Origin of the sequence: Comamonas kerstersii, from assembly GCF_008801935.1 — a bacterium.
Classification (GTDB): Bacteria; Pseudomonadota; Gammaproteobacteria; order Burkholderiales; family Burkholderiaceae_C; genus Comamonas; species Comamonas kerstersii.
This window is the reverse complement of the sequence record NZ_VZOT01000006.1, coordinates 117,450-138,137: the sequence shown is the minus strand read 5'-3', so window position 1 is coordinate 138,137 and position 20,688 is coordinate 117,450. Positions and strand designations below refer to the sequence as shown.

Annotated in this window: 18 protein-coding genes; 10 read left to right on the top strand and 8 right to left on the bottom strand. The window is 60.5% G+C overall.

Annotated elements, in window-relative coordinates:
• Nucleotides 1-241: 241 nt before the first annotated feature.
• Complete coding sequence (locus F7P80_RS10920) at nucleotides 242-763, bottom strand: Lrp/AsnC family transcriptional regulator (RefSeq protein WP_054065136.1); 522 nt, start codon at nucleotides 761-763, stop codon at nucleotides 242-244.
• A 132-nt stretch (nucleotides 764-895) separates the two neighbouring features.
• On the opposite strand from F7P80_RS10920, the gene glmS reads away from it, so the two are divergent.
• The 4 genes from glmS to F7P80_RS10900 all read left to right on the top strand — a co-directional run bounded on the left by glmS (nucleotide 896) and on the right by F7P80_RS10900 (nucleotide 5,622).
• Nucleotides 896-2,794 carry a glutamine--fructose-6-phosphate transaminase (isomerizing) gene (gene glmS / locus F7P80_RS10915; protein WP_058879549.1) on the top strand — a complete coding sequence of 633 codons (1,899 nt, stop codon included), beginning with the start codon at nucleotides 896-898 and terminating at the stop codon, nucleotides 2,792-2,794.
• A gap of 722 nt (nucleotides 2,795-3,516) precedes the next feature.
• Complete coding sequence (locus tag F7P80_RS10910; protein ID WP_054065138.1) at nucleotides 3,517-4,272, top strand: ankyrin repeat domain-containing protein; 756 nt, start codon at nucleotides 3,517-3,519, stop codon at nucleotides 4,270-4,272.
• Nucleotides 4,273-4,394: 122 nt separating this feature from the next.
• Nucleotides 4,395-4,973: a hypothetical protein gene (locus F7P80_RS10905; RefSeq protein ID WP_151044700.1), complete on the top strand. Its 579-nt coding sequence runs from the start codon at nucleotides 4,395-4,397 to the stop codon at nucleotides 4,971-4,973.
• Nucleotides 4,974-5,022: 49 nt separating this feature from the next.
• Nucleotides 5,023-5,622, top strand: coding sequence for a heavy-metal-associated domain-containing protein (locus F7P80_RS10900; protein ID WP_428840867.1), 600 nt, complete (start codon nucleotides 5,023-5,025; stop codon nucleotides 5,620-5,622).
• A 78-nt stretch (nucleotides 5,623-5,700) separates the two neighbouring features.
• On the opposite strand, the gene F7P80_RS10895 is transcribed toward F7P80_RS10900, so the two are convergent.
• Nucleotides 5,701-6,405 (bottom strand): riboflavin synthase subunit alpha, encoded by a 705-nt coding sequence (locus F7P80_RS10895; protein ID WP_151044698.1) that lies wholly within the window; start codon nucleotides 6,403-6,405, stop codon nucleotides 5,701-5,703.
• A gap of 54 nt (nucleotides 6,406-6,459) precedes the next feature.
• Nucleotides 6,460-6,870 (bottom strand): diacylglycerol kinase, encoded by a 411-nt coding sequence (locus tag F7P80_RS10890; RefSeq protein WP_151044696.1) that lies wholly within the window; start codon nucleotides 6,868-6,870, stop codon nucleotides 6,460-6,462.
• Between the two features lie 252 nt (nucleotides 6,871-7,122).
• Here F7P80_RS10890 and F7P80_RS10885 point away from each other — a divergent pair, with 252 nt between their 5' ends.
• Both F7P80_RS10885 and F7P80_RS10880 read left to right on the top strand, forming a co-directional pair.
• Entirely contained in the window at nucleotides 7,123-7,788 is a 666-nt protein-coding gene (locus F7P80_RS10885; protein WP_151044694.1) for a DUF2760 domain-containing protein, read from the top strand.
• Nucleotides 7,789-7,791: 3 nt separating this feature from the next.
• Complete coding sequence (locus F7P80_RS10880; RefSeq protein ID WP_151044692.1) at nucleotides 7,792-9,744, top strand: Hsp70 family protein; 1,953 nt, start codon at nucleotides 7,792-7,794, stop codon at nucleotides 9,742-9,744.
• A 94-nt stretch (nucleotides 9,745-9,838) separates the two neighbouring features.
• On the opposite strand, the gene F7P80_RS10875 is transcribed toward F7P80_RS10880, so the two are convergent.
• From F7P80_RS10875 to hglS, 3 genes are all read right to left on the bottom strand, one after another.
• Nucleotides 9,839-11,092, bottom strand: a complete 1,254-nt coding sequence (locus F7P80_RS10875; protein WP_249041442.1) for an aminotransferase-like domain-containing protein — start codon at nucleotides 11,090-11,092, stop codon at nucleotides 9,839-9,841.
• Nucleotides 11,093-11,159: 67 nt separating this feature from the next.
• On the bottom strand, nucleotides 11,160-12,599 hold the full coding sequence (locus F7P80_RS10870) for an FAD-binding oxidoreductase (protein WP_151044690.1): 1,440 nt from the start codon (nucleotides 12,597-12,599) through the stop codon (nucleotides 11,160-11,162).
• The gene (gene hglS / locus F7P80_RS10865) at nucleotides 12,596-13,987 is read right to left on the bottom strand and encodes a 2-oxoadipate dioxygenase/decarboxylase HglS (protein WP_151044689.1); all 1,392 of its coding nucleotides are present in this window, start codon (nucleotides 13,985-13,987) and stop codon (nucleotides 12,596-12,598) included. The genes F7P80_RS10870 and hglS overlap by 4 nt, the downstream gene beginning before the upstream one ends.
• Before the next feature lie 184 nt (nucleotides 13,988-14,171).
• Between hglS and F7P80_RS10860 the strand changes: the two genes are divergently transcribed.
• Entirely contained in the window at nucleotides 14,172-15,092 is a 921-nt protein-coding gene (locus F7P80_RS10860; RefSeq protein WP_054065207.1) for a LysR family transcriptional regulator, read from the top strand.
• A gap of 74 nt (nucleotides 15,093-15,166) precedes the next feature.
• On the opposite strand, the gene F7P80_RS10855 is transcribed toward F7P80_RS10860, so the two are convergent.
• Both F7P80_RS10855 and F7P80_RS10850 read right to left on the bottom strand, forming a co-directional pair.
• The gene (locus F7P80_RS10855; protein WP_151044687.1) at nucleotides 15,167-16,135 is read right to left on the bottom strand and encodes a Bug family tripartite tricarboxylate transporter substrate binding protein; all 969 of its coding nucleotides are present in this window, start codon (nucleotides 16,133-16,135) and stop codon (nucleotides 15,167-15,169) included.
• An 83-nt stretch (nucleotides 16,136-16,218) separates the two neighbouring features.
• The gene (locus F7P80_RS10850) at nucleotides 16,219-17,115 is read right to left on the bottom strand and encodes a transporter substrate-binding domain-containing protein (RefSeq protein WP_054065145.1); all 897 of its coding nucleotides are present in this window, start codon (nucleotides 17,113-17,115) and stop codon (nucleotides 16,219-16,221) included.
• A 330-nt stretch (nucleotides 17,116-17,445) separates the two neighbouring features.
• Here F7P80_RS10850 and F7P80_RS10845 point away from each other — a divergent pair, with 330 nt between their 5' ends.
• The 3 genes from F7P80_RS10845 to F7P80_RS10835 all read left to right on the top strand — a co-directional run bounded on the left by F7P80_RS10845 (nucleotide 17,446) and on the right by F7P80_RS10835 (nucleotide 20,593).
• Nucleotides 17,446-18,501, top strand: a complete 1,056-nt coding sequence (locus tag F7P80_RS10845; protein WP_054065147.1) for a mechanosensitive ion channel family protein — start codon at nucleotides 17,446-17,448, stop codon at nucleotides 18,499-18,501.
• Between the two features lie 61 nt (nucleotides 18,502-18,562).
• Nucleotides 18,563-19,249 (top strand): MarC family NAAT transporter, encoded by a 687-nt coding sequence (locus tag F7P80_RS10840; RefSeq protein WP_054065148.1) that lies wholly within the window; start codon nucleotides 18,563-18,565, stop codon nucleotides 19,247-19,249.
• 108 nt (nucleotides 19,250-19,357) lie between these two features.
• Nucleotides 19,358-20,593 carry an ArsB/NhaD family transporter gene (locus F7P80_RS10835; RefSeq protein WP_151044685.1) on the top strand — a complete coding sequence of 412 codons (1,236 nt, stop codon included), beginning with the start codon at nucleotides 19,358-19,360 and terminating at the stop codon, nucleotides 20,591-20,593.
• Nucleotides 20,594-20,688 lie beyond the last annotated feature (95 nt).

Here is a 20,688-nt window from a genome sequence, read left to right as displayed (position 1 = left end):
CACGTCAAAGTTCGCTACCGAGGCTTGAGAAAGAACACGCAGCAATTGCATACCCTGTTTGCCTTGGCGAACTTGTGGATGGCCCGTGGCCGTTTGCTGAAAAACAGCCAATCCAAGCCTGGTGTGGGTGCATAAAAAGCAAGATGCCCGCGAAACGCGGGCATCTTGAGTGCCAGGGGCAAGGGAACATCACACTCGTTCAAGCACTATCACGCTTGAAATCGAGTTATGCAGAGGTTCCTTAGCGCTGCGAATCACCTGCTGCCAGTGGTGGCAGATGCGGGCTGAACTTGGCACGCCTGGTGGCAAAAAAGCTTTTGACATTGCGCACATTGCGGTGCGCAGTAAACAGGCGTTGTGACAAAGCCAGATAGGCGGGCATGTCGCGGCAGGCAATCACGAGCATGAAGTCCGGCCCCGGCGATACGCGCCAGCATTGCTGCACGCCGTCTTCGGCCACGGCCAGGGCTTCAAAGGCATCGAGCGCCTCAGCATTCTGGCGTTCCAGCGAGACTTCTACCAGCGCCTGCAGGCCATGCCCTACCAGCGGGGCCAGTACCTCGGGGCGCACGATGGCGACCTGGCGCTCAATCAAGCCCAGGCTGTGTAGTCTGCGCACGCGGCGCAGGCAGGTGGGTGGGGAGATATGCAGCTGCTGCGCCAGGTGCAGATTGCTTTGTCCGGCATCACGCTGCAGCAGGTCCAGCAGCTGCAGGTCGGTGAGGTCCAGACTGCTTTCGCTGATGTTTGTTTCTTTATTCATTAAATATTGGAATTAAATTTCAACGATGGTTTTTTGTGAAATTAAATTTCTCTGACAAGAAAAAATAGATCATAAGTTTTATGGCGATGCTTTTAGCATCAGCACAGTTTCAACCTTTTCGGAGTTCTGTCTATGTGTGGCATCGTCGGCGCAGTGTCTACGCGCAACATCGTTCCCCTGCTGGTGCAGGGTCTGCAGCGACTGGAATACCGCGGCTATGACTCCTGTGGTGTGGCCGTGCATCGCATGGTGGCAGGCAGCCCCATCAGCCAGGGCCTGCAGCGCGCACGCAGCACGGCTCGTGTGGCCGAGCTGCTGGAACAGGTCACGACCGAAGACCTGCAGGGCCTGACCGGTATTGCCCACACCCGCTGGGCCACCCATGGCGAGCCTGCCGTGCGCAATGCCCACCCCCACTTCAGCTATGGCCCCGGCGAGACCATTGACAGCGGCAAGCCAGCCCGTGTGGCGCTGGTGCACAACGGCATCATTGAAAACTACGAAGCCCTGCGTACGCAGCTCGAAGCCAAGGGCTATATCTTTGCCAGCCAGACCGACACGGAGGTGATTTGCCACCTGGTAGACAGCCTCTATAACGGCGATCTGTTTGAAGCCGTCAAGGCAGCTCGCGCCCAGCTGCATGGTGCCTACGCCATTGCTGTGATGCACAAGGATGAACCGCACCGCGTGGTCGGTGGCCGTGCAGGCTCTCCTCTGGTGCTGGGCATCGGCAGTGACAACAGCGAATTCTTCCTGGCCTCGGACGCCATGGCCGTGGCCGGCGTCACCGACCAGATCGTGTATCTGGAAGAGGGTGATCTGGTGGATCTGCAGCCCGGCCGCTACTGGATTGCAGGCAGCGACGGCCATGCCGTGCTGCCCGAGCAGCGCCCCGTCAAGACCGTGCACGCACACAGCGGTGCCGTGGAGCTTGGCCCCTACCGCCACTACATGCAAAAGGAAATCTTTGAGCAGCCCCGAGCTATTGGGGACACGCTGGAAGGCGTGGTCAATGTGGCTCCTGAGCTGTTTGATGGCGCAGATGGTACCGCTGCCTGGCGCGTGTTCAAGGACATCGACAGTGTTCTGATCCTGGCTTGCGGCACCAGCTACTACAGCGGCTGCACTGCCAAGTACTGGCTGGAGGCGATTGCAGGTATCCCCTGCAATGTGGAAGTGGCCAGCGAATACCGCTACCGCACCAGTGTGCCCAATCCCAAGACGCTGGTGGTCACCATCAGCCAGTCCGGCGAGACAGCCGACACATTGGCAGCCCTGCGCCATGCCCAGAGCCTGGGCATGAACAACACCCTGACCATCTGCAACGTAGCCACCAGTGCCATGGTGCGCGAGTGCAAGCTGAGCTACATCACCCGCGCAGGCATGGAAATTGGTGTGGCCTCGACCAAGGCCTTCACCACGCAGCTGGCGGGCCTGTTCCTGCTGACGCTGGCCTTGGCGCAGTCCAAGGGCAAGCTGACTGAAGCGCAGGAGCAGGAATACCTGACTGCCATGCGCCACCTGCCGGTGGCCCTGCAGTCCGTGCTGGCGCTGGAGCCTCAGGTGGTGAGCTGGGCCGAGAACTTTGCCAAGCACCAGAACGCCTTGTTCCTGGGGCGTGGCATGCACTACCCCATTGCCATGGAAGGTGCGCTCAAGCTCAAGGAGATCACCTACATCCACGCCGAGGCCTACCCTGCTGGTGAGCTCAAGCACGGTCCGCTGGCGCTGGTGGACAGCAGCATGCCTGTGGTCACGGTGGCACCTAATGACGAACTGCTGGAAAAGCTCAAGAGCAATATGCAGGAAGTGCGTGCGCGCGGTGGTGTGCTCTATGTGCTGGCCGATGCCAAGACCAATATCGAAAACGCCGAAGGCCTGCACGTGATCCGCATGCCCGAAAACTACGGTGCGCTCAGCCCCATCCTGCACGTAGTGCCGCTGCAGCTGCTGGCCTATCACACGGCAGTTGCAAGAGGTACCGATGTGGACAAACCCAGAAACCTTGCCAAGAGCGTGACCGTCGAATGACGGGCATGCGCTTGGGCAGCGCGTAGTGCTGACGCTGTAGGCGCAAGGTGTCTGGGTTTGCAGCGAGGCAAAGCCGAGCTACAAACACCTTCTTCAGGCCAAGAGCGTGACCGTCGAATGACGGGCATGCGCTTGGGCAGCGCGTAGTGCTGACGCTGTAGGCGCAAGGTGTCTGGGTTTGCAGCGAGGCAAAGCCGAGCTACAAACACCTTCTTCAGGCCAAGAGCGTGACCGTCGAATGACGGGCATGCGCTTGGGCAGCGCGTAGTGCTGACGCTGTAGGCGCAAGGTGTCTGGGTTTGCAGCGAGGCAAAGCCGAGCTACAAACACCTTCTTCAGGCCAAGAGCGTGACCGTCGAATGACGGGCATGCGCTTGGGCAGCGCGTAGTGCTGACGCTGTAGGCGCAAGGTGTCTGGGTTTGCAGCGAGGCAAAGCCGAGCTACAAACACCTTCTTCAGGCCAAGAGCGTGACGGTGGGGTGTCGTCACGCTCGTTGGGTGCACTCAGCGCATCCCAGAGTACCTGCTTTCATATGCAGCGTTTTTTAGCGCCAGAACTCCTCAGCGTGTCGAGTAGGACAGTGCCGTGAAAACGCGCTCATCGCGCAGTTCTTGTTTCAAACCGCTAGCAAATTCCATGGGACGGCCAACAATGCAGCAATCACCTGCCCATTGCCTTGCTCGTCAAGCGGGGCGGGATTTCTCGTCCCCAGGAGCTGTTATGCAAAAAACATGGAAAAGTGCCGCCTTGGCGGCTGCGCTGATGTTCTCAATGTCGGCCTTCGCTGGTGACAAAGTGCTGAACAAAGACAACCCGGACGGTTACCAGCAATTCAAGATGGACTACGCCGACATGGTGGAAGTCGCCAACCCGAATGTGCTGGCATGGCGCATGTTCTATGTCAAACCATCCACAGGCCCGGATGCAAAGTGGTTTGATGCCGTCAAGCGTGGTGATCTGGAACTGGTCAAACAAATGGTCAAGGAAGGCCAGAACATTGAGGCCAAGGACGAGGATTCACTGGGCCAGACTGCACTGGGCTGGGCCGCTTTTATTGGCTATGAAGACATGGTGGACTATCTGCTGGAACAGAACGCCGACCTGTTTGCCACCGACCGTGGTGATGTCAGCAATGCGCTGAAGTCGGCAGGCCTGGGGGCGAATGTGGATATCTTCAAGAAGCTGCACCAGCGCCTCAAGGACAAGGTCGATCTGAACGACCAGAAAAACGATCGCCAGGGCGAGACCATTCTGATCGTGGCCTCCAGCAATGGCCGGGACGATATCGTGGAATACCTGCTGGAAAACGGTGCCAACCCTAATCTGGTGACCACCATCAAAGACAGCAAGGATGCCGCCTATGACCAGGATGCGCTGACCTTTGCCTGCCAGCGTGGTCATGCAGGCGTGATCAAGCTGCTGCTCAAGCACGGTGCGGTGAATCACCGCACTGGCAAGGCTGCCTGCGACTATTGAGCCGCACGGTTGATTGCTGCGCTGGGCCTGCAGGGCCAAGGTGCAAGACCCTAGTCCTGCCTTCTGCAGCGTTTGTACGAAGCGGGTAGAGTGGCGCCCTTGTTCTGAGTTGCGTTGTCGCCATGTCCCGCTCCAAAAATACTGCCCCCGTTGCTGATAGCTTTGATGCATTCCTGAGCCCTACCGATGTGGAGCAGGTCTATATCGTGCTGTCGCTGGCGCGGCAGTCGTATGGCAATGATGTGGCGCAGGGTGTGCAAGCCATGCTGGCGCAGCCCACGGAATTCGCGCGCAAGGCCGTAGCGCACCAGGATGCGATTGCCAAGCGCCACTACGGCATTGCAACCCTGTTTGGCGTGATTGTGCTGGCCATGGTCTATGTGATGTACCAGGCCTTCACCACGGCCGATGTGGGCCTGCTGGGTGTTGTACTGCCGGGCGCTATGGCGGCCTTTGCGCTGTGGCGCATGGAACGCTCGGTCTACCGTGGCCGTCAGGGCAATCTGCTGTTGCTGCGCTTGCTGGATGCGCTCGATGGTCAGCCCTACAGCTATGACGCGGCCAAGTTCGATAAATTCATAGCTGCTCACGCTGAACTGGCAAGCGCTAGAGGTCAATTTCCTGCTTCATCGGAAGTGGCGCTCAAGCATATTGCAGCCCTGAAGTGGGCCGAGCTGCAGGCACGCGGTCAACAGGGCTGAGCAGCCCCGTCGCCTGTCAAGCCACAGGGGAAGCGCTTACAGTGGCGCTATGGCTACTGCAACCCCTTCTTCCTCCCTTCAAGTAGATCTGCCCGTACAGGGTATGAGCTGTGCCTCTTGCGTGGGGCGTGTGGAGCGTGTGCTCAAAAAACTGCCCGGTGTGCAGGATGCCAGCGTCAATCTGGCAACAGAGCGCGCCACGGTGCAGGTGGTGGATGGAGTGGATGTAGCGCTGCCCGGCGGCAAGGTCGATGCAGTGCAGCGCCTGCAAGCGCAGTACGGCACGCTGGCCTATGTGGGCGATGGCATCAACGACGCACCCGCGCTGGCGCAGGCCGATGTGGGCGTGGCCATTGGCACGGGCACGGACATTGCCATCGAATCTGCCGATGTGGTGCTCATGTCCGGTGACCTGCAGGGCGTGCCCAGAGCGATGGCGCTGTCTCAGGCCACCATGGCCAATATCCGCCAGAACCTGTTCTGGGCCTTTGCCTACAACGTGGCGCTGATTCCGGTGGCCGCTGGCGTGCTCTATCCGTTCAACGGCACGCTGCTCTCACCCATGTTTGCGGCGGGGGCCATGGCCATGTCCAGCGTGTTTGTGCTGAGCAACGCACTGCGCCTGCGGCGCTTCATGCCTTCAATTTGATAGCTGCTTGCGCACAAAATAAAAGGACTTCAGATAGTTTTCTATCTGAAGTCCTTGTTTTATCAGCGCTGCAAGCTCTTATTTGGGGAGCTTGGGCACGTTGATAAAGTTTTCCAGACTCAGCCCCTTTTCTTGCAGCAGGGCTTCGAGCACAGGCTTGAGCTGGCCCAGGCTGGCATCGACAGTTTCGCGCACGGTATCGACCACTACCTGCGTGCTGCGCTCGATCTCAATGTTCACCAGATCGCCCACCTGCTTGCGGCCAAATACCGTCATGCGCAGGGTCTCAGGAATCAGCCAGACCTCGAACCAGCCGGCCTTGCGGTCCACTTCCGCCACCGTCAGGCTGGCGCCATTGATGGCGATATAGCCCTTGGCAAACACATAGGGGCGGAAGGGTTCGGGAATGCCAAAGCGGATCTTGTGGTTGGTGTCCGTCTTCAACACTTCCAGCACGGGCGCGGTGAAGTCCACATGGCCGGACAGCGGGTGGCCGCCAATCTCCGCCCCATCCTTGGCGGCACGCTCCACGTTCAGCATATCGCCCACCTGGTACTGGCCCAGCGTGGTGATGTTCAGGCTTTGCAGCATCACATCAAAGGTGGCACGGGTGGGGGAGAGGATTTCGGTCACCGTCAGGCACACGCCGTCGTGCGAGACACTGGCGCCAATGGCCAGGTCCTGGCAAAAGCCCTCGGGAAATTCCATGGTGAAAGTGCGCAGACCGTCCTGGTCGCGCAGCGCGGCAATCGTTGCCACGGCTTGGATGATGCCGGTGAACACGGGTGAAACCTCAAAAATCAGACAAGCAGGCGCCAAGTGTAGACGGCGCAGCGCTTAGCCAAGCACTTCAGATATCCAGCTCTGGTAGATGGCTGCTGCCCAGATGCCGCCACACAGCAGCAGGCTCAGCAGCACGGCGGCACTGCCCAGGTCTTTGGCGAGTTTGGATAGGGCATGCCACTCGGGGCCGATGCGGTCAATCGCGGCTTCAATCCCAGTATTGAGCAGCTCCACCACCATGACGGCGACGACGGCGGCGGCCAGCACGGCTGTTTCCAGCCAGGTGCGGCCCAGCCAGCAGCTGGCAGGCAGCATGAGCAGCGCCAGCATCACCTCCAGCCGAAAGGCGGCGGACTCACGCCAGCCTGCGCACAGGCCTTCCAGGGAGTAGCGCCCTGCATGCCACAGGCGTGACAGGCCACGGCGCTGTTTCTGGGCATTCGGGGCTTCGGGGTGGACAGACATGGCGTGGGTAATCAGAGCAAGAGCAAGGCCGCAAGCATAGCGTGCAGCGAATGCGATGGCGTACATAGCGCAGCGGCGATACCTTGCAAATCACGCAGGACTTGGTGCTTTGGGTAACATCGCCCCTCTTGCGCGCGCGTGCATGGGCTGTTCAGGCCTTCGTGTGGAACAGGCAGGCACAGGCCTGCTGCTACCCGGGAATACGTGCGCTTGCCGCTGCCTGCTGCTGGCAGCGCTTCATGAAACATGTCTATGACATCCCAAACACCACCCTCATTCTTTAGCCGCATCGCCATTGCGATCGGTAGTTTTTTTGCCATCCTGGGCAATGGCCGTCTGGCGGCTGACATCACCCGCCTGCGCGCAGGCGAAGCCCTGGCGGCTGATGTGGCGCCCAAGGAAGTGCGTGTCGAAGTGCCGGTTGAGAAGATCGTCGAAGTCCGCGTGGAAGTACCCGTGGAAAAAATCGTCGAGAAAACCGTGGAAAAGCGCGTAGAGATTCCGGTCGAAAAGATCGTGGAAAAAACCGTGGAAGTGCCCACGCAAACCGCAGCCCTGCAGCTGCTGGGCCTGATGCAGCGCGAAGCACGCTTTGTGGACTTCATCCAGGAAGACGTAGCCCCCTACACCGATGCCGAAATCGGCGCTGCTGCACGTGTGGTGCACGAAGGCTGCCGCAAGGTGCTACGCGAGCATTTCGCCATCGCGCCCGTGCGCACAGAAGCCGAAGGCACGCGCATTACGCTGCAGGCAGGCTTTGACGCTGCTGCCGTGCGCCTGACAGGCAATGTGGTGGGGCAGGCGCCCTTTACCGGCACGCTGGGCCATCGCGGCTGGCAGGTCACCGATGTGAAGCTGCCCCAGCTGACGGACACACAGGCCGCCAAGATCATTGCCCAGGCAGAAGTGGAGCTGTAAGCCATGAGCGTGTTTGCATCCATTGCCCAGTCGGGCCAGAAAGCCGCGTTTGCTGAAAATTCTGTAGCTGCCAGCACCGTATCTACGGGCGCTGAAGGCCAAAATGGCGCGAAATTCAGCATTGGTATTGACCTGGGTACCACCCACTGCGCCCTGTCCTTTGTGGACAAGGCCGCCAGCGACGGTGAAAAGGTCGTGCAGCAGGTGCTGGAGATTCCCCAGCTCACCGCGCCTGCCAGCGTACAGGCTTTGCCGCTGCTGCCATCGTTTCTGTACCTGCCGCACGAGAGCGAGCTGACCGAGGCTGAACGCACGCTGCCCGGCCAGGCGCAGCAGGACTTTATCGTGGGTGAATTCGCGCGCAGCCGTGGTGCGGCCACGCCCATTCGCCTGGTCAGCAGCGCCAAGAGCTGGCTGTGCCACCCCGGCGTGGACCGCCGCAGCCCCTTGCTGCCAGCCGATGCGCCCGCGGAAGTCAGTCGCATCTCGCCGCTGACCGCGTCGATTCGCTATCTGGAGCACCTGCGCTGGGCCTGGGAACAGGCCCATCCGGAAGCGCCGTTTGACCAGCAGGACATCACCGTCACCATTCCCGCATCGTTTGACCCTGCTGCACGCGAGCTGACGGCCGAGGCCTGCCGCGCGGCGGGCTTCAAGCAGTTGACACTGCTGGAAGAGCCCCAGGCAGCGCTGTACAGCTGGATTCAGGCCAGCAACGGCGCATGGCGCAAGCAGGTCAAGCATGGCGACATCATCCTGGTGGTGGACGTGGGCGGTGGTACGACCGACCTCTCGCTGATCGCCGTGCTGGAGCGCGATGGCAACCTCGAGCTGCAGCGCATTGCCGTGGGCGAGCACATTCTGCTCGGCGGCGACAACATGGACCTGGCGCTGGCCTATGGCGTGGCGCGCAAGCTGGCGCAAGAAGGCAAACAGCTGGACGCCTGGCAGACCCGCGCGCTGGCACATGGCTGCCGCGCGGCCAAGGAACAGTTGCTGGCTGACGCCAGCCTGCAGTCCGTGCCCGTGGTCGTGCCCAGCCGTGGCAGCAAGCTGATTGGTGGCAGCATCCGCACCGAAGTCACGCGCGACGAAGTGCTGGCCATGCTGGTCGAAGGCTTCTTCCCCAAGGTGGCCGTCAGCGACAAGCCCCAGACCCGCGCCCGCGCAGGTCTGACGCAGCTGGGCCTGCCCTATGCGCAGGACGCCGCCGTCACACGCCATCTGGCGGCCTTCCTGAGCCGCCAGGTCAACGCGCTGGACAACATTCCCGGTCTGGAAGGCAATCAGGAGCCTGGTTCCACCTTCCTGCACCCTACGGCCATTCTGTTCAACGGCGGTGTGCTCAAGGCCACGCAGATTGAGCAGCGCATTCTGGACGTCATCAACGGCTGGCTCGATGAAGAGGCTTGCGAGCCTGCACGTTTGCTCGACGGTGCGAATCTGGACCTGGCCGTGGCCCGTGGTGCGGCCTACTTTGGCTACATCAACGGCTCGGGCCGTGGCATGCGTATCCGTGGCGGTACGGCGCAGTCGTACTACATTGGCGTGGAATCGAACATGCCAGCCATCCCCGGCATGGAGCCACCGATTTCCGCGCTGTGTCTGGCACCGTTTGGCATGGAAGAAGGCACCGAAGCGGCCGTGCCTGACCTGCAACTGGGTCTGGTCGTGGGCGAGCCTGTGCGTTTGCGCTTCTTTGGCTCGTCCGTGCGCCGCAGCGACACCGTGGGCACCATGCTGGACTTCTGGGGGCCGGAAGAACTCGTGGAACTGCAGGAGATTGAAGCCAATCTGCCCGCCGAAGGCCGCCAGCCCGGTGAAGTCGTGCCTGTGACCCTGCAGGCACGCGTGACCGACATTGGCACGCTGGAACTGAACGCCGTGCCCGTGGGCGGCACAGAGCGCTGGAAGGTGGAGTTTGACGTGCGCGCAGAAACCGCAGACGCCGCATAAGCCGCATAAGCCGCAACCGCACACTGCCCACATGCAGCAAAGCCCACAGGCCCTTGGTCCGTGGGCTTTTTTGTTGCCTTCAGCAATCGGGCTTTCAGGATTGCATGGCGCTTTCGCAGGCGCGCGCCAGGCGCTGCACGGCTTCCTCGATGTCTGGCACTTCGGGGGCCGCAAACGACATGCGCAGCGTGTGCAGGTCTGGCTTGTCAGGATAGAAGGCGTGCCCCGGCACGTAGATCACGCCGTTGTCTACGGCCGCATCAAACAGGTGCTGCGGGTTCAGCTGCGGGGTCAGCTGCGCCCAGACAAACATGCCGCCTGCAGGGACGGTGCAGCGAATGGGCTGGCCGGGCAGTTGCAGCAGCCCTTCTGTCAGTGCCTGCATGCGGCGCTGGTATTCGCGGCGGGCACGTTCCACGGTGGCGGCATAGCGGCCACCCGCCAGATAGGCGGCGGCAATCGCCTGGGCCAGCGCAGAGGTGCACAGATCGCTGGTCTGCTTGGCAATGCTGCAGCGGCGCAGCACGGTGGCATCTGCCAGCATCCAGCCCACACGCAGGGCGGGAGCCACAGTTTTGGAGAGGCTGCTGAGGTAGATCACCGGATTGCGCGCGCTGCTGCCTTCCAGCATCTGCTGGGCCACGGCATGCAGTGATGGTGGCATGGCCAGCGGCAGGCCATCGGCTGCATCAAAACGCAGCTCGCCATAGGGATCATCTTCCACAATCCAGAAGCCGTATTGCAGCGCCAGCTGTACCAGCTGCGTGCGTCTGCTGGCCGACAGCAGGCTGCCGCGTGGGTTGGAGAAGTTGGGCACGGTGTACAGCAGCTTGGGGCGCTGGCTGGCAGGCAGTGCGGACAGCAATTGCGCCAGCGCTTCGGTGTCCAGACCGTGGGCATCCATGGGGATGGACAGCATCTGAGCCTGTGCCAGCCGCAGCGCCTGCAAGGTGGCTGGATAGGCGGGTACTTCCACCAGCACGCTGTCACCAGGCGAGATCAGTACGCGCACCAGCAGGTCAAAGCCTTGCTGTGAGCCGGTGGTCACCAGAATGTCTTCGGCACGCGCCTGCATGCCACGTTCCTCGGCCTGCTGGGCCAGCGCTGAGCGCAGGCTGGGCAGCCCTTCGGTGGCACCGTACTGCAAATGTGTACTGCCTTGCTGCATGGTCTGCTGGGCAGCCATGGCCAGCCCCTGTGCATCCAGCAGGCTGGCAGAAGGGTAGCCGCCAGCCAGCGAAATCATGCCCGGACGGCTCAGGTAAGGAAACAGTTCACGAATGGGCGAGCCCTGAGGCTCTGCAAACATGGGGGTGAAGTCAGCCAGTGGCATAGGTGTCATGGGCATACAAAGACTGGGGCAGAAAACAGCGGCCATGCACCATGGCAGGCCGTGTGGTGAAGCTGGGTGCTGCTCAGTGCACGGAGGCGTTCAGGCCAAAGTCCACCGTGCCGCACAGCTGCTCAGGGTCCATCAGCTGGCGTACCCCCTGTGCCAGCTGGCGCACGGGTGCCGGTGTGTACTGCTGGTAGTAGGCAAGGTTGTGCGGACCAATGCCATGCTCTGCGCTGTAGCTGCCTGCAAAGTCCTGCACCACCATGGCGTAGATGCGATCGCGCAGGGCTTGTACCTGTGCTGGGTCATAGGCAAGGGCGGCATCGTTGCGCCAGATGACGTTGAAGTGCACGCCACCATCGGCAATATGGCCAAAGTCCACCACGTGCAGGAACGGAAAGTCCTGATCTACCACCGCACGCGCTGCACGGCAGAACGCCATGATGCGTGAGCGAGGCACGCTCACATCAAAGGCAATAGGCTTGCCCAGTGCGCGTGCACCTTCGGTGATGCTGTGGCGCAGATGCCAGAGTTCTGCCGCATTGCCAATGACGGCGTTGCAGATGGTGTGCTCAAACTGGTCCTGCAGAAACTGGTTCAGCGCCTCCTGCAGGTCGAGCCCGGTGTAGGTCTTGCTGCTCTGGGCTTCCAGCTCGATCAGGATGGCAAAGTCTGGTGCAGGCTCTGGCGCAAACGGGTTGCGCAGATGGGGAACGTGCTCAATCGCTGCCAGCATGGCATTGCCGCTCAGGCCTTCAAAGGCGCTGAGGTAGTCGCCCAGGTCCTGCTCCAGCGCCTGCAGCAGCTGCAGTACGGCTTCGTCCGAGGTAGGTACCACCAGCGCCGTCGCACTTTGCTGAGGCTTGCGCTGGACTTCCAGCGTAACCTGGGTGATCACTGCACCGGCGCCTGAGGTGCCGATGAACAGCTGCTTGAGGTCTGGCCCCGTGTTGTCCTTGCGCAGCGCGCGGCCCAGTTGCAGGACTTGTGCCTGTGGGTGCAGCAGCACGGCCTGCAGGCCCAGCACGTTGTGGCGCACATCGCCATAGCGGATCAGGCGCGTGCCGCCGGTGTTGGCGGCCACCATGCCACCAATGGATGGATTGGCCCCCAGATCCACGGGAAACCACAGACCCAGTGGTTCCAGCTTTTCGTTAAGTTCCTGCAGCGTCATGCCCGCATCGACGGTCACACTGCGGTTGGCAGCATCAATGTCGCAGCGCTGGCGCAGACGGCTGGTAGAGAGCACCACCTGTGTAGCGCTGCCATCCGGGGTGCTGGCGCCGACCAGCCCCGTGTTGGCCCCCTGTGGAACCAGTGGAATATGGTGAGCCGCGCACCAGCGCACGACTTCCTGTACTTCCTCTGTGGTGGCGGGGCGCACTACACACAGGGCCTTACCCTGACCGTAGCGTGCGCCGTGCTCGTAGCTGACGGTGTCATCCCCCATCAGCAAGCCATGGCGGCCCACGATAGGCAGCAAAGCCTGTTCAATGGCCTGTGGTGTCCAGGTGCTCATGCGTTCACCGCCAGTCCCAGTGCTTCGCAGACCTTGTGCAGCGAACGCTGCTGTGCGGCTTCATACAGGGCAATTTCATCGTGTACGCTGCCGCCCAGTGCTGCTTCAAAGGCTTGCTGTGCGGCATTCGCCTGGTAGTGCTTCTGCTCGTCGCCACCGAGGTTGGACTGGAAGATGCCAGCCGCACTCACGGGCAGAAAGTCTTCATAGGTAATGGGCTCTGCCTGTACTACGCCCTGAGCAATCAAGGTTTCCAGATCTGCGCCGGCATGGTTGTTGGAGGCAGGGCCGCTGATGCTGTAGCGGTAGAAAGCCAGGCCTAGCTGGCGCAACGTAGTGTGGTCATCCGGGAACTGGGCAAACGCGGCCTGCAGGCGCTCCGTGTAGTCACTGGCAGCGCTGCCTGCGTTGTCCATGCTGCGCACCTGTGCCAGCAGCGTGTCGTACAGGGCGCGGCCCTTGCGTGTCAGCGCTACGCCGCGCTGCTCAATTTCGCCAAAGCGTGCTGTGTGGGCGCCCAGTGCATCGCCTTGCGTATCGGTAAAGCGGATGCTTTCCTTGAGCGCCTTGAAACTGGTCTGGCGCAGCAGAATGGGACAGTTGCGGCGAGGAGGGCCTTCCACCACATCCTTGGCATCCATGCCGCGTGCGGGCATGCCTGCCTGTGCAGCGTCAATGTCCAGCGTGCGTGGTGTCAGGTGGTTGATGTGCGGGCCTTTGAAACACACCACGTCGGCAATCAGGCGGTGCGCCTGCTGCAGGGCCGTGTAGGTGGCTGCGTCCACCGTGGCTTCGCTGTGCCAACGGAAGGTTTCCAGCGCTTCCTGCACAAAACTGTCTGCATCTGCATCGTTCAGACCGCCATCGCGCTCGGCCTGTGCAATCAGCGCCAGCAAGCGTGGCGTGAAGATATTGCGGCGCGCCAGAATCTCCTGTGCCTGTGCACGCAGTGCGGGGTCCTGAATCAGCTCCAGACGTAGCAGCGAGGTAAAGACACGGAACGGATTGGCTAGCAGGTCTTCATCCTTGACGGGACGAAATGCTGTGGAGTGCACCGGCACACCTGCGACGGAAAGGTCGTAGTAGCCCACAGCCTCCATGCCCATGACGGCAAACAGGCGGCGCAGTGTGGACAGTTCCTGGACTGTACCGACTCGGATGGCGCCATGGCGCTCCACATCCAGGCGCTCAAGCTCACCAGTGCGTGAAAGCTGTGCGTGCAGTGCAGGGTCTGCCTGCAGCGCCTGTGCGTTGATGTCAGCCACCAGTTCTACCAGGGTGCCGTATTGGGGAACTTCCTTGCGGTACATGTCAGACATGGCGCGTGAGAAGCGGGTGCGAATATCGTTGCTGGAGACGAAACCGGAATGGGGCTGGGTGTGACTCATGGCTGTAAGTGCAAAACAGGGGGCAAGAAAAAAATCTGGTGCTGACAGTGCATATGCGCAGGGTTATCACCAGATATTTGCTATGCATATTGCGTGCTGGTCAGTGCTCGGTCAAACGATAATCGTGTGCTCAGGTCATACGATTTCGGAATGACCGTGGCCTGGCTCTCTTGGTTTGACACGCATGTCTTTGTCTCGACGTTTTCTGCCCCCCATGTCCTTGCTGTGCGCGTTCGAAGCTGCAGCCAGACACCAGAGCTTTACGGCCGCTGCCGCAGAGCTGCATCTCACGCAAAGTGCGGTCAGTCGCCAGATACGGGCACTGGAAGATCGTCTTGGGGCAGAGCTTTTTGTGCGCGAACGCCAGACGGTGCGGCTGACGGCAGCCGGTCAGGCCTATGCGCAGGAAATACGTGGCTCACTCATGCGCATTGCGAATGCCACGCTGAGCTTTCGGACCAACCCACAAGGTGGCCAGCTCAACCTGGCCATCTTGCCGACCTTTGGTACACGGTGGCTGGCGCCGCGCCTGCCGCAGTTCTTTTCGGAGCAACCGGGCATCACCATTAATCTCACCACGCGCTTGTCGCAGTTTGACTTTCAATTGGAAGCCGTGGATGCGGCCATCCACTTTGGTCAGCCGCACTGGCCTGGTGCAGAGCTGGCGTTTCTGATGAGTGAAACCGTGGTGCCAGCCTGCAGCGCAGCAATGTGGGCGCAGCACCAGTTTTCCCAGCCACGGGACCTGATCAAGGCACCGCTGCTACATCTTGCATCGCGCCCGGATGCGTGGCGTCGCTGGTTTGAGCACCAGGGCTGTCGTGTGGCAGAAACCCCAGGCATGCTGCTGGACCAGTTTGCGACGGCTGCGCAGGCTGCAACGGCTGGGGTCGGGATTGCCTTGCTGCCCAAGTTTCTGATTGAGCGCGAACTCGCAAACGGTGATCTGGTCCATGCCCTGCCTGGCTGCCCTGAGATGGAAAGTGCAGAGCGCTATTACCTGGCCTGGCCTAGCAGTCGCACGGACTATCCACCGCTGCAGGTCTTTCGTGACTGGCTCAAAGAAGCTGCAGCCAGCTTCATGGCGCAAGCACAGCAGGGATAGGACAGCAGGGATAGGCGGGCATAAAGAAGTAGCCTTGGCAGCTTCTTTGAGGCGGGAGGCCAGCTCTGCGCGGCTTACATGCGAATCCCTGCTTTTTCAATGATCGCGGCGTTGTTGGCACTTTCCTTGCGCAGCAGGTCGGCAAACTCCTCTCTGCTTTGAAAGAGCGCGATATTGTCAGTGGACTGCAGGATGGCCTGAATGTCTGGCGTGCGGATGTGGGTCTGCACCAGTTGCTTGATCTGCTCGAGAATGGCTTCAGGCGTGCCTGCCGGAGCCATGAAGCCAAACATGGAGGTGAGATTGGCCTGTGGCACACCCAGTTCAGCCAGCGTCGGTACCTGTGGCTGGTTGGGTGCACGCTGCGGGCCTGTGGTGGCAAGTACCTGCAGCTTGCCCTGCTCAATCAGTGCATTGATAGTGGGGAAAGGGTTGCCCAGCATGACTTCAAAGTGCGCGCCAGCAGCATCTGTGACCACCTGGCTTACTCCCTTGTAGGGCACGTGCACCAGTTCGACACCTGTCTGCGCCTGAATCTGCTCCACCATGATGTGACCTACCGAGCCCACACCAGAGGTCGCAATCCGGATGCTGCCGGGCTTTGCTTTCGCCTGGGCAATCAGGTCATCCCAGCTCTTGCCGCTGAAGGCCGTGGTGCCCAGCACATAGACCGGTGAATACATCATGGGCGCGACGGCCACAATGTCCTTGAACGGGTCATAAGGCAGTTTCATCAGATGCGGTGACAGCGTCAGCGGGCTGATGGCGCTCAGCGCCAGCGTATAGCCATCGGCCGGGGCTTTGGCTACTTCTGCCATGCCGACCGTGCCGCCAGCACCACCTTTGTTTTCTGCCATGAAGTTCTGGCCTAGAGCCTGGCTCATCTGCTCCAGCAGCTTGCGGCCCACGCTGTCAGTCACCCCTCCTGCGGTGTAGGGGATGACGACGCGCACGGGCTTTTGTGGCCACTGCGCCTGCGCCCATGTCTGGCTGAGCCCCAGCGCCGCCATGCTGGCGAGAACAAAATCACGACGATCCATCATGCAAACATCCTTTCCGTGGCATTCCCATCACACAGAGTCTGTCTGCAGACCGCCGCGTGCATCCGCGGTCTGCACGACGGTCATCAGGAGGTGTAAGCCTCCAGTGGCTTGTCGTTGGGCTCTTGCAGCAATTGCTTCAGGGTTTCGCCCATGGGCAGGTTCAGAGGCTTGTCCTTGGGTGGGATGGGCTGCATGAACCATTTGTCGTAGATGCTGGCCACTTCGCCGGACTTCATCATCTCTATCAGCGCCGCATCCACGGCTTGCTTGAAGGCCGGGTCATCCTTGCGCATCACCAGCGCAATCGGTTCTGCACCGAGCACTTCACCCACGATCTTGTAGCCATCGGGATTCTTGGAGTTGGCAATCACGCCTGCGAGCAGGTTGTCATCCAGCACAAAGGCTTCGGCACGGCCGGCTTCCAGCAGCATGAAGCTTTCAAAGTGGTCCTTGCCCAATTGCAGCGGCAGCTCGACGTTGTTGTCCTTGGCATATTTGCGCAGCAGCTGCACCGCCGTGGTGCCAGCCGAGGCGGCCAGAGTTTTGCCATCCAGCTGCTTGAAGGAGGTGATAGGTGAGTCTGCAGGCACGGCCATGCGTACTTCGCTCACATAGGTGGTGACGGAAAACGCCACCTGCTTCTGGCGGCCCATGTTGTTGGTGGTGGGGCCACAGCCCAGATCCACCGTGCCGTTCTGCACCAGCGGCAGGGTGTTCTGTGCTGTCATGGCCATGTATTCAATCTTGGCCTGAGGAACGACTTTGGCCAGCACCTTCTCGCACAGCTCCACGTGGTAGCCGACGAACTTGTGGTTGCCGCCCAGTGCATAGGCCATGGGGGCTGAGCTTTCGCGCACACCAATCACCACCTTGCCTTGCTGCTGGATCTTGTCCAGCGTGGCGGGAGACTGTGCCTGTGCACCAAAGGCTGCCATGACTGCAGCGCATGCCAAAGTTATACGGGCGGAAAACTGACGCATAGAGGACTCCTTGTTATGGCATGGTCATGCAATCTTCGTGCCGTCTCTTGTGTCTCCCAGCAGGGACGGCTTGAGCACGAAGATGCACACATCGTCAAACGATTACGTCAACTATCAAGCAATTAGCTGTCAGGGCATAACGATGAAATGGAAGAACGTCATGCAGTCTGCGTATGACCAAGGGAATGCCCTGATGCATACCGCATTGCTTGGGCGTGCCGCCTCTCCTACGCAGTCGCTGGTGCTGCAATTTCTATAATGCTCCGGCAGGTGCTGTACCTGCGCTTGCAGATGCCGAACCTGCCTGTGCTCGGCCTTTGAGGAGACAAGGTGGAAGACCACGCAAGCTTGGGTCAATACCTGTTTGGGGCTGGATTGTTGCTGGTGTGCCTGCTCGCGGCCCTCAGCCTCAGCTGGCTGGAGCGTCGCCGCCGCAGCTGGTCACGCAGCATCATCGTGCATGCGGTGCAGCTGTCTTTCATGTTCTGCGCGCTGGGCGTTGCGCGGCACTATGTGCGCATGGCCATCGTGGACTATCAGCTCAACTGGATTTCCCCCGGCGCTGTGGATGTGGTCACGGTCATCCTCATCGTCGGTCTGTTCATGTACCAGCTGTCCATGCTGATTAACCGGCTGGAGAACAAGCAGATCAGCAAGGGCCGCGACCCGACCTCTGCCCACATGATCGGGCGGGTGATGAAGTTTGGCATCTTCATCATCATGCTGCTCTTTTTTGGGGAGCGCTTTGGGCTCAGCATGTCTGGTTTGCTGGCCTTTGGTGGCATTGGCGGTATTGCCATCGGCATGGCCAGCAAGGACATTCTGAGCAATGTCTTTTCCGGCACCATGCTGTACTTTGACCGCCAGTTCAATATTGGTGACTGGATCTCCTCGCCCGACCGCCAGATTGAAGGCACGGTGGTGGAAATTGGCTGGCGGCTCACCAAGATCATGACGTTTGACAACCGGCCGCTGTACGTGCCGAACTCGCTGTTTTCTTCCATCAGCGTGGAAAACCCGGGCCGCATGACCAACCGCCGCATCAGCACCGAAATTGGTCTGCGCTATGAAGATGCGGGCAAGGTGCGGGCTATCGTGCAGGACATTGACCAGATGCTGCGCCATCACCCGGACATTGATCAGACACAGACCATCCTCGTGTACTTCGATGCGTTTGCGGATTCTTCGCTGAACGTCATGGTGTACTGCTTTACCAAGACCACCAAGTGGGCCGAGTGGCTGGGCATTCAGCAGGAGGTGTATCTGCAGATCATCGAGATTGTGCAAAAGCACGGGGCGGATTTTGCGTATCCGACGCAGACTTTGTACGTCCAGCGCGATGCAGCGGCGCCCTCGCCATCAGCTGAGAACTTGCCCGTGCGTTGAGCAGGGCAGGGGCAGTTCAAGGTGTTTTTTTCAAATGTGTTGACAGAGTGAAGGTGCTTGCATGCTGGAGGTGGTTGAATTTTTCAAGCTGGTAGGGACGGGCATGGCTGTGATGCTGCCAATGGCCAACCCCATGACCTCGATGACCTTGCTGGTCACCATGGGCAAGCACTTGCCGCGACAGGAGAAAAACCGGCAAATCTTCCAGGCGGCCTGTTATGTGGTCGGCATTTTGCTGGTCACCTATTACATCGGCCACACGCTGATCCATGCGCTGGATATTTCCATGCCGGGAATTCGTATTGCAGGCGGACTGATCATTGCGTTCATCGGATTCAGCATGCTGTTTCCGAAGCCGGATGCAGACTCTGGTGCAGGTGCGGAGCAGCCGCAGCTGGCCAATATTGCCTTTGTGCCCCTGGCACTGCCCGGAACGGCCGGGCCGGGCAGCATGGCGATGGTGCTTAGCGCGTCTTCTCAAATGCAGCAGGTACGTGCGGAATATGCCGCATGGGTGTGGTGGCTGGCACCTGTGGTGGTGGCCGTGATGCTGGGTGTGATTTTCTGGGCCTGTCTGCGGGCAGCGCCTCGCATCGTGGTCAAGATGGGCCCGCACGGTATTGATGCCATGTCACGGGTAATGGGCTTTTTGCTGATCTGCATGGGGGTGCAGTTCTGTATTGATGGCATCGGGCAGCTGCCCTATGTGGCAGGCGCTGGCGCAGAGGCTGTCTCCAAACTGCCTTGATGAGGTGTGACCTAGTGGCACAGGTATGTCTGCCCTCAGCTGGCTGGCAGGTGCGGGCCGCAGCTAGGCTGCATGCTTCTGGAACACACATCACATAAGAAACAAGCTATGAACGTGACGCTGCTGATTTTTATTCTGGTCTATATCGCCATGGGCTTTGGCAAGCTGCCGGGCTTCAAGATAGACCGCACCGGCGCGGCGGTGGTGGGAGCGCTGGCCATGATGGCGCTGGGCAGTATTTCGGCGCAGGCAGCGTGGCAGGCCATGGATTACAAGACGCTGGGGCTGCTGTTCGGACTGATGGTGATTTCTGGCGCATTTGCGGTCTCGGGCTTTTATGCGTGGACGGCGCAGAAGGTGGCCTTGCTGCCCATCAGTCCGGCCAAGCTGCTGGCCGTGTTTGTGCTGGTCAGTGGCGTGCTGTCGTCCATGTTGACCAATGATGTGGTGGTGGTGGCCATGACACCGCTGCTGGTGTCTATCACGCTGACGCGGGGGCTGAATCCGATTCCTTTCCTGCTGGCCTTTTGCTTTGCGGCCAATGCAGGCTCGGTGGGCACCATGATTGGCAGTCCGCAGAACATGATCGCCGCGCAGGCGCTGGATGTGTCGTTTGTGGAATTGCTCAAGCTTGCGGGTGTGCCTGCACTGGGCTCGCTGGTGATCGTCTGGGGTGTGGTGGCCTGGCTGTATCGCGGGCGCTGGACTTTGCCGCAGCAGGCAGCCTCGGCATCAGCCGCCGCGCAGGCTACCCCTGTAGTGCTGAATGTGACAGAAACACTCAAGGCTGCGCTGGTGATGGCAGTGACGGTGGTGCTGTTTGTGCTTGATATCTGGCCCCAGGAAATTGTGGCGCTGGGTGCAGCCGGCATCTTGCTGGTGAACCGCAGTATTGCCTCCAGCGATGTGCTCCAGGAAGTCGATGGCAATTTGCTGCTGCTCATCATGGGCCTGTTTGTGGTGAATGCCGCCATGGCGGTCACGGGCCTGCCGCAGCAGGTGCTGGGTGATCTGAAGCACATGGGTGTGAATCTGGATGCACCGCAGTCTTTGTTCTGGACCAGCGCGGTGCTGAGCAATATCGTGGGCAACAACCCCGCCGTGATGCTGCTGGTTCCTTACCTTCAGGCAGGCGCGAACTCGGATGCGCTGTGCGCCGCACTGGCACTGGGCACGGGCTTCTCCAGCAATATGGTGATTTTTGGCAGCCTGGCCGGCATTGTGGTGGTGGAGCAGGCCAAGGCCAGTGGTGTGAACATCTCGTTCATGGACTTTGCCAAGGCGGGTCTGCCCGTGGCGCTGATCTGCCTGCTGCTGTCGGCGTTGTGGATTGCGTGGCTGTGAGCTGCGATGGAACGCTGGGCCAGGGACCGCGTGACAAACGTGATACAGGGTCTCTGCCGATGCTGCTTCAAGCAGGGGGCACTCTTGCTACGATC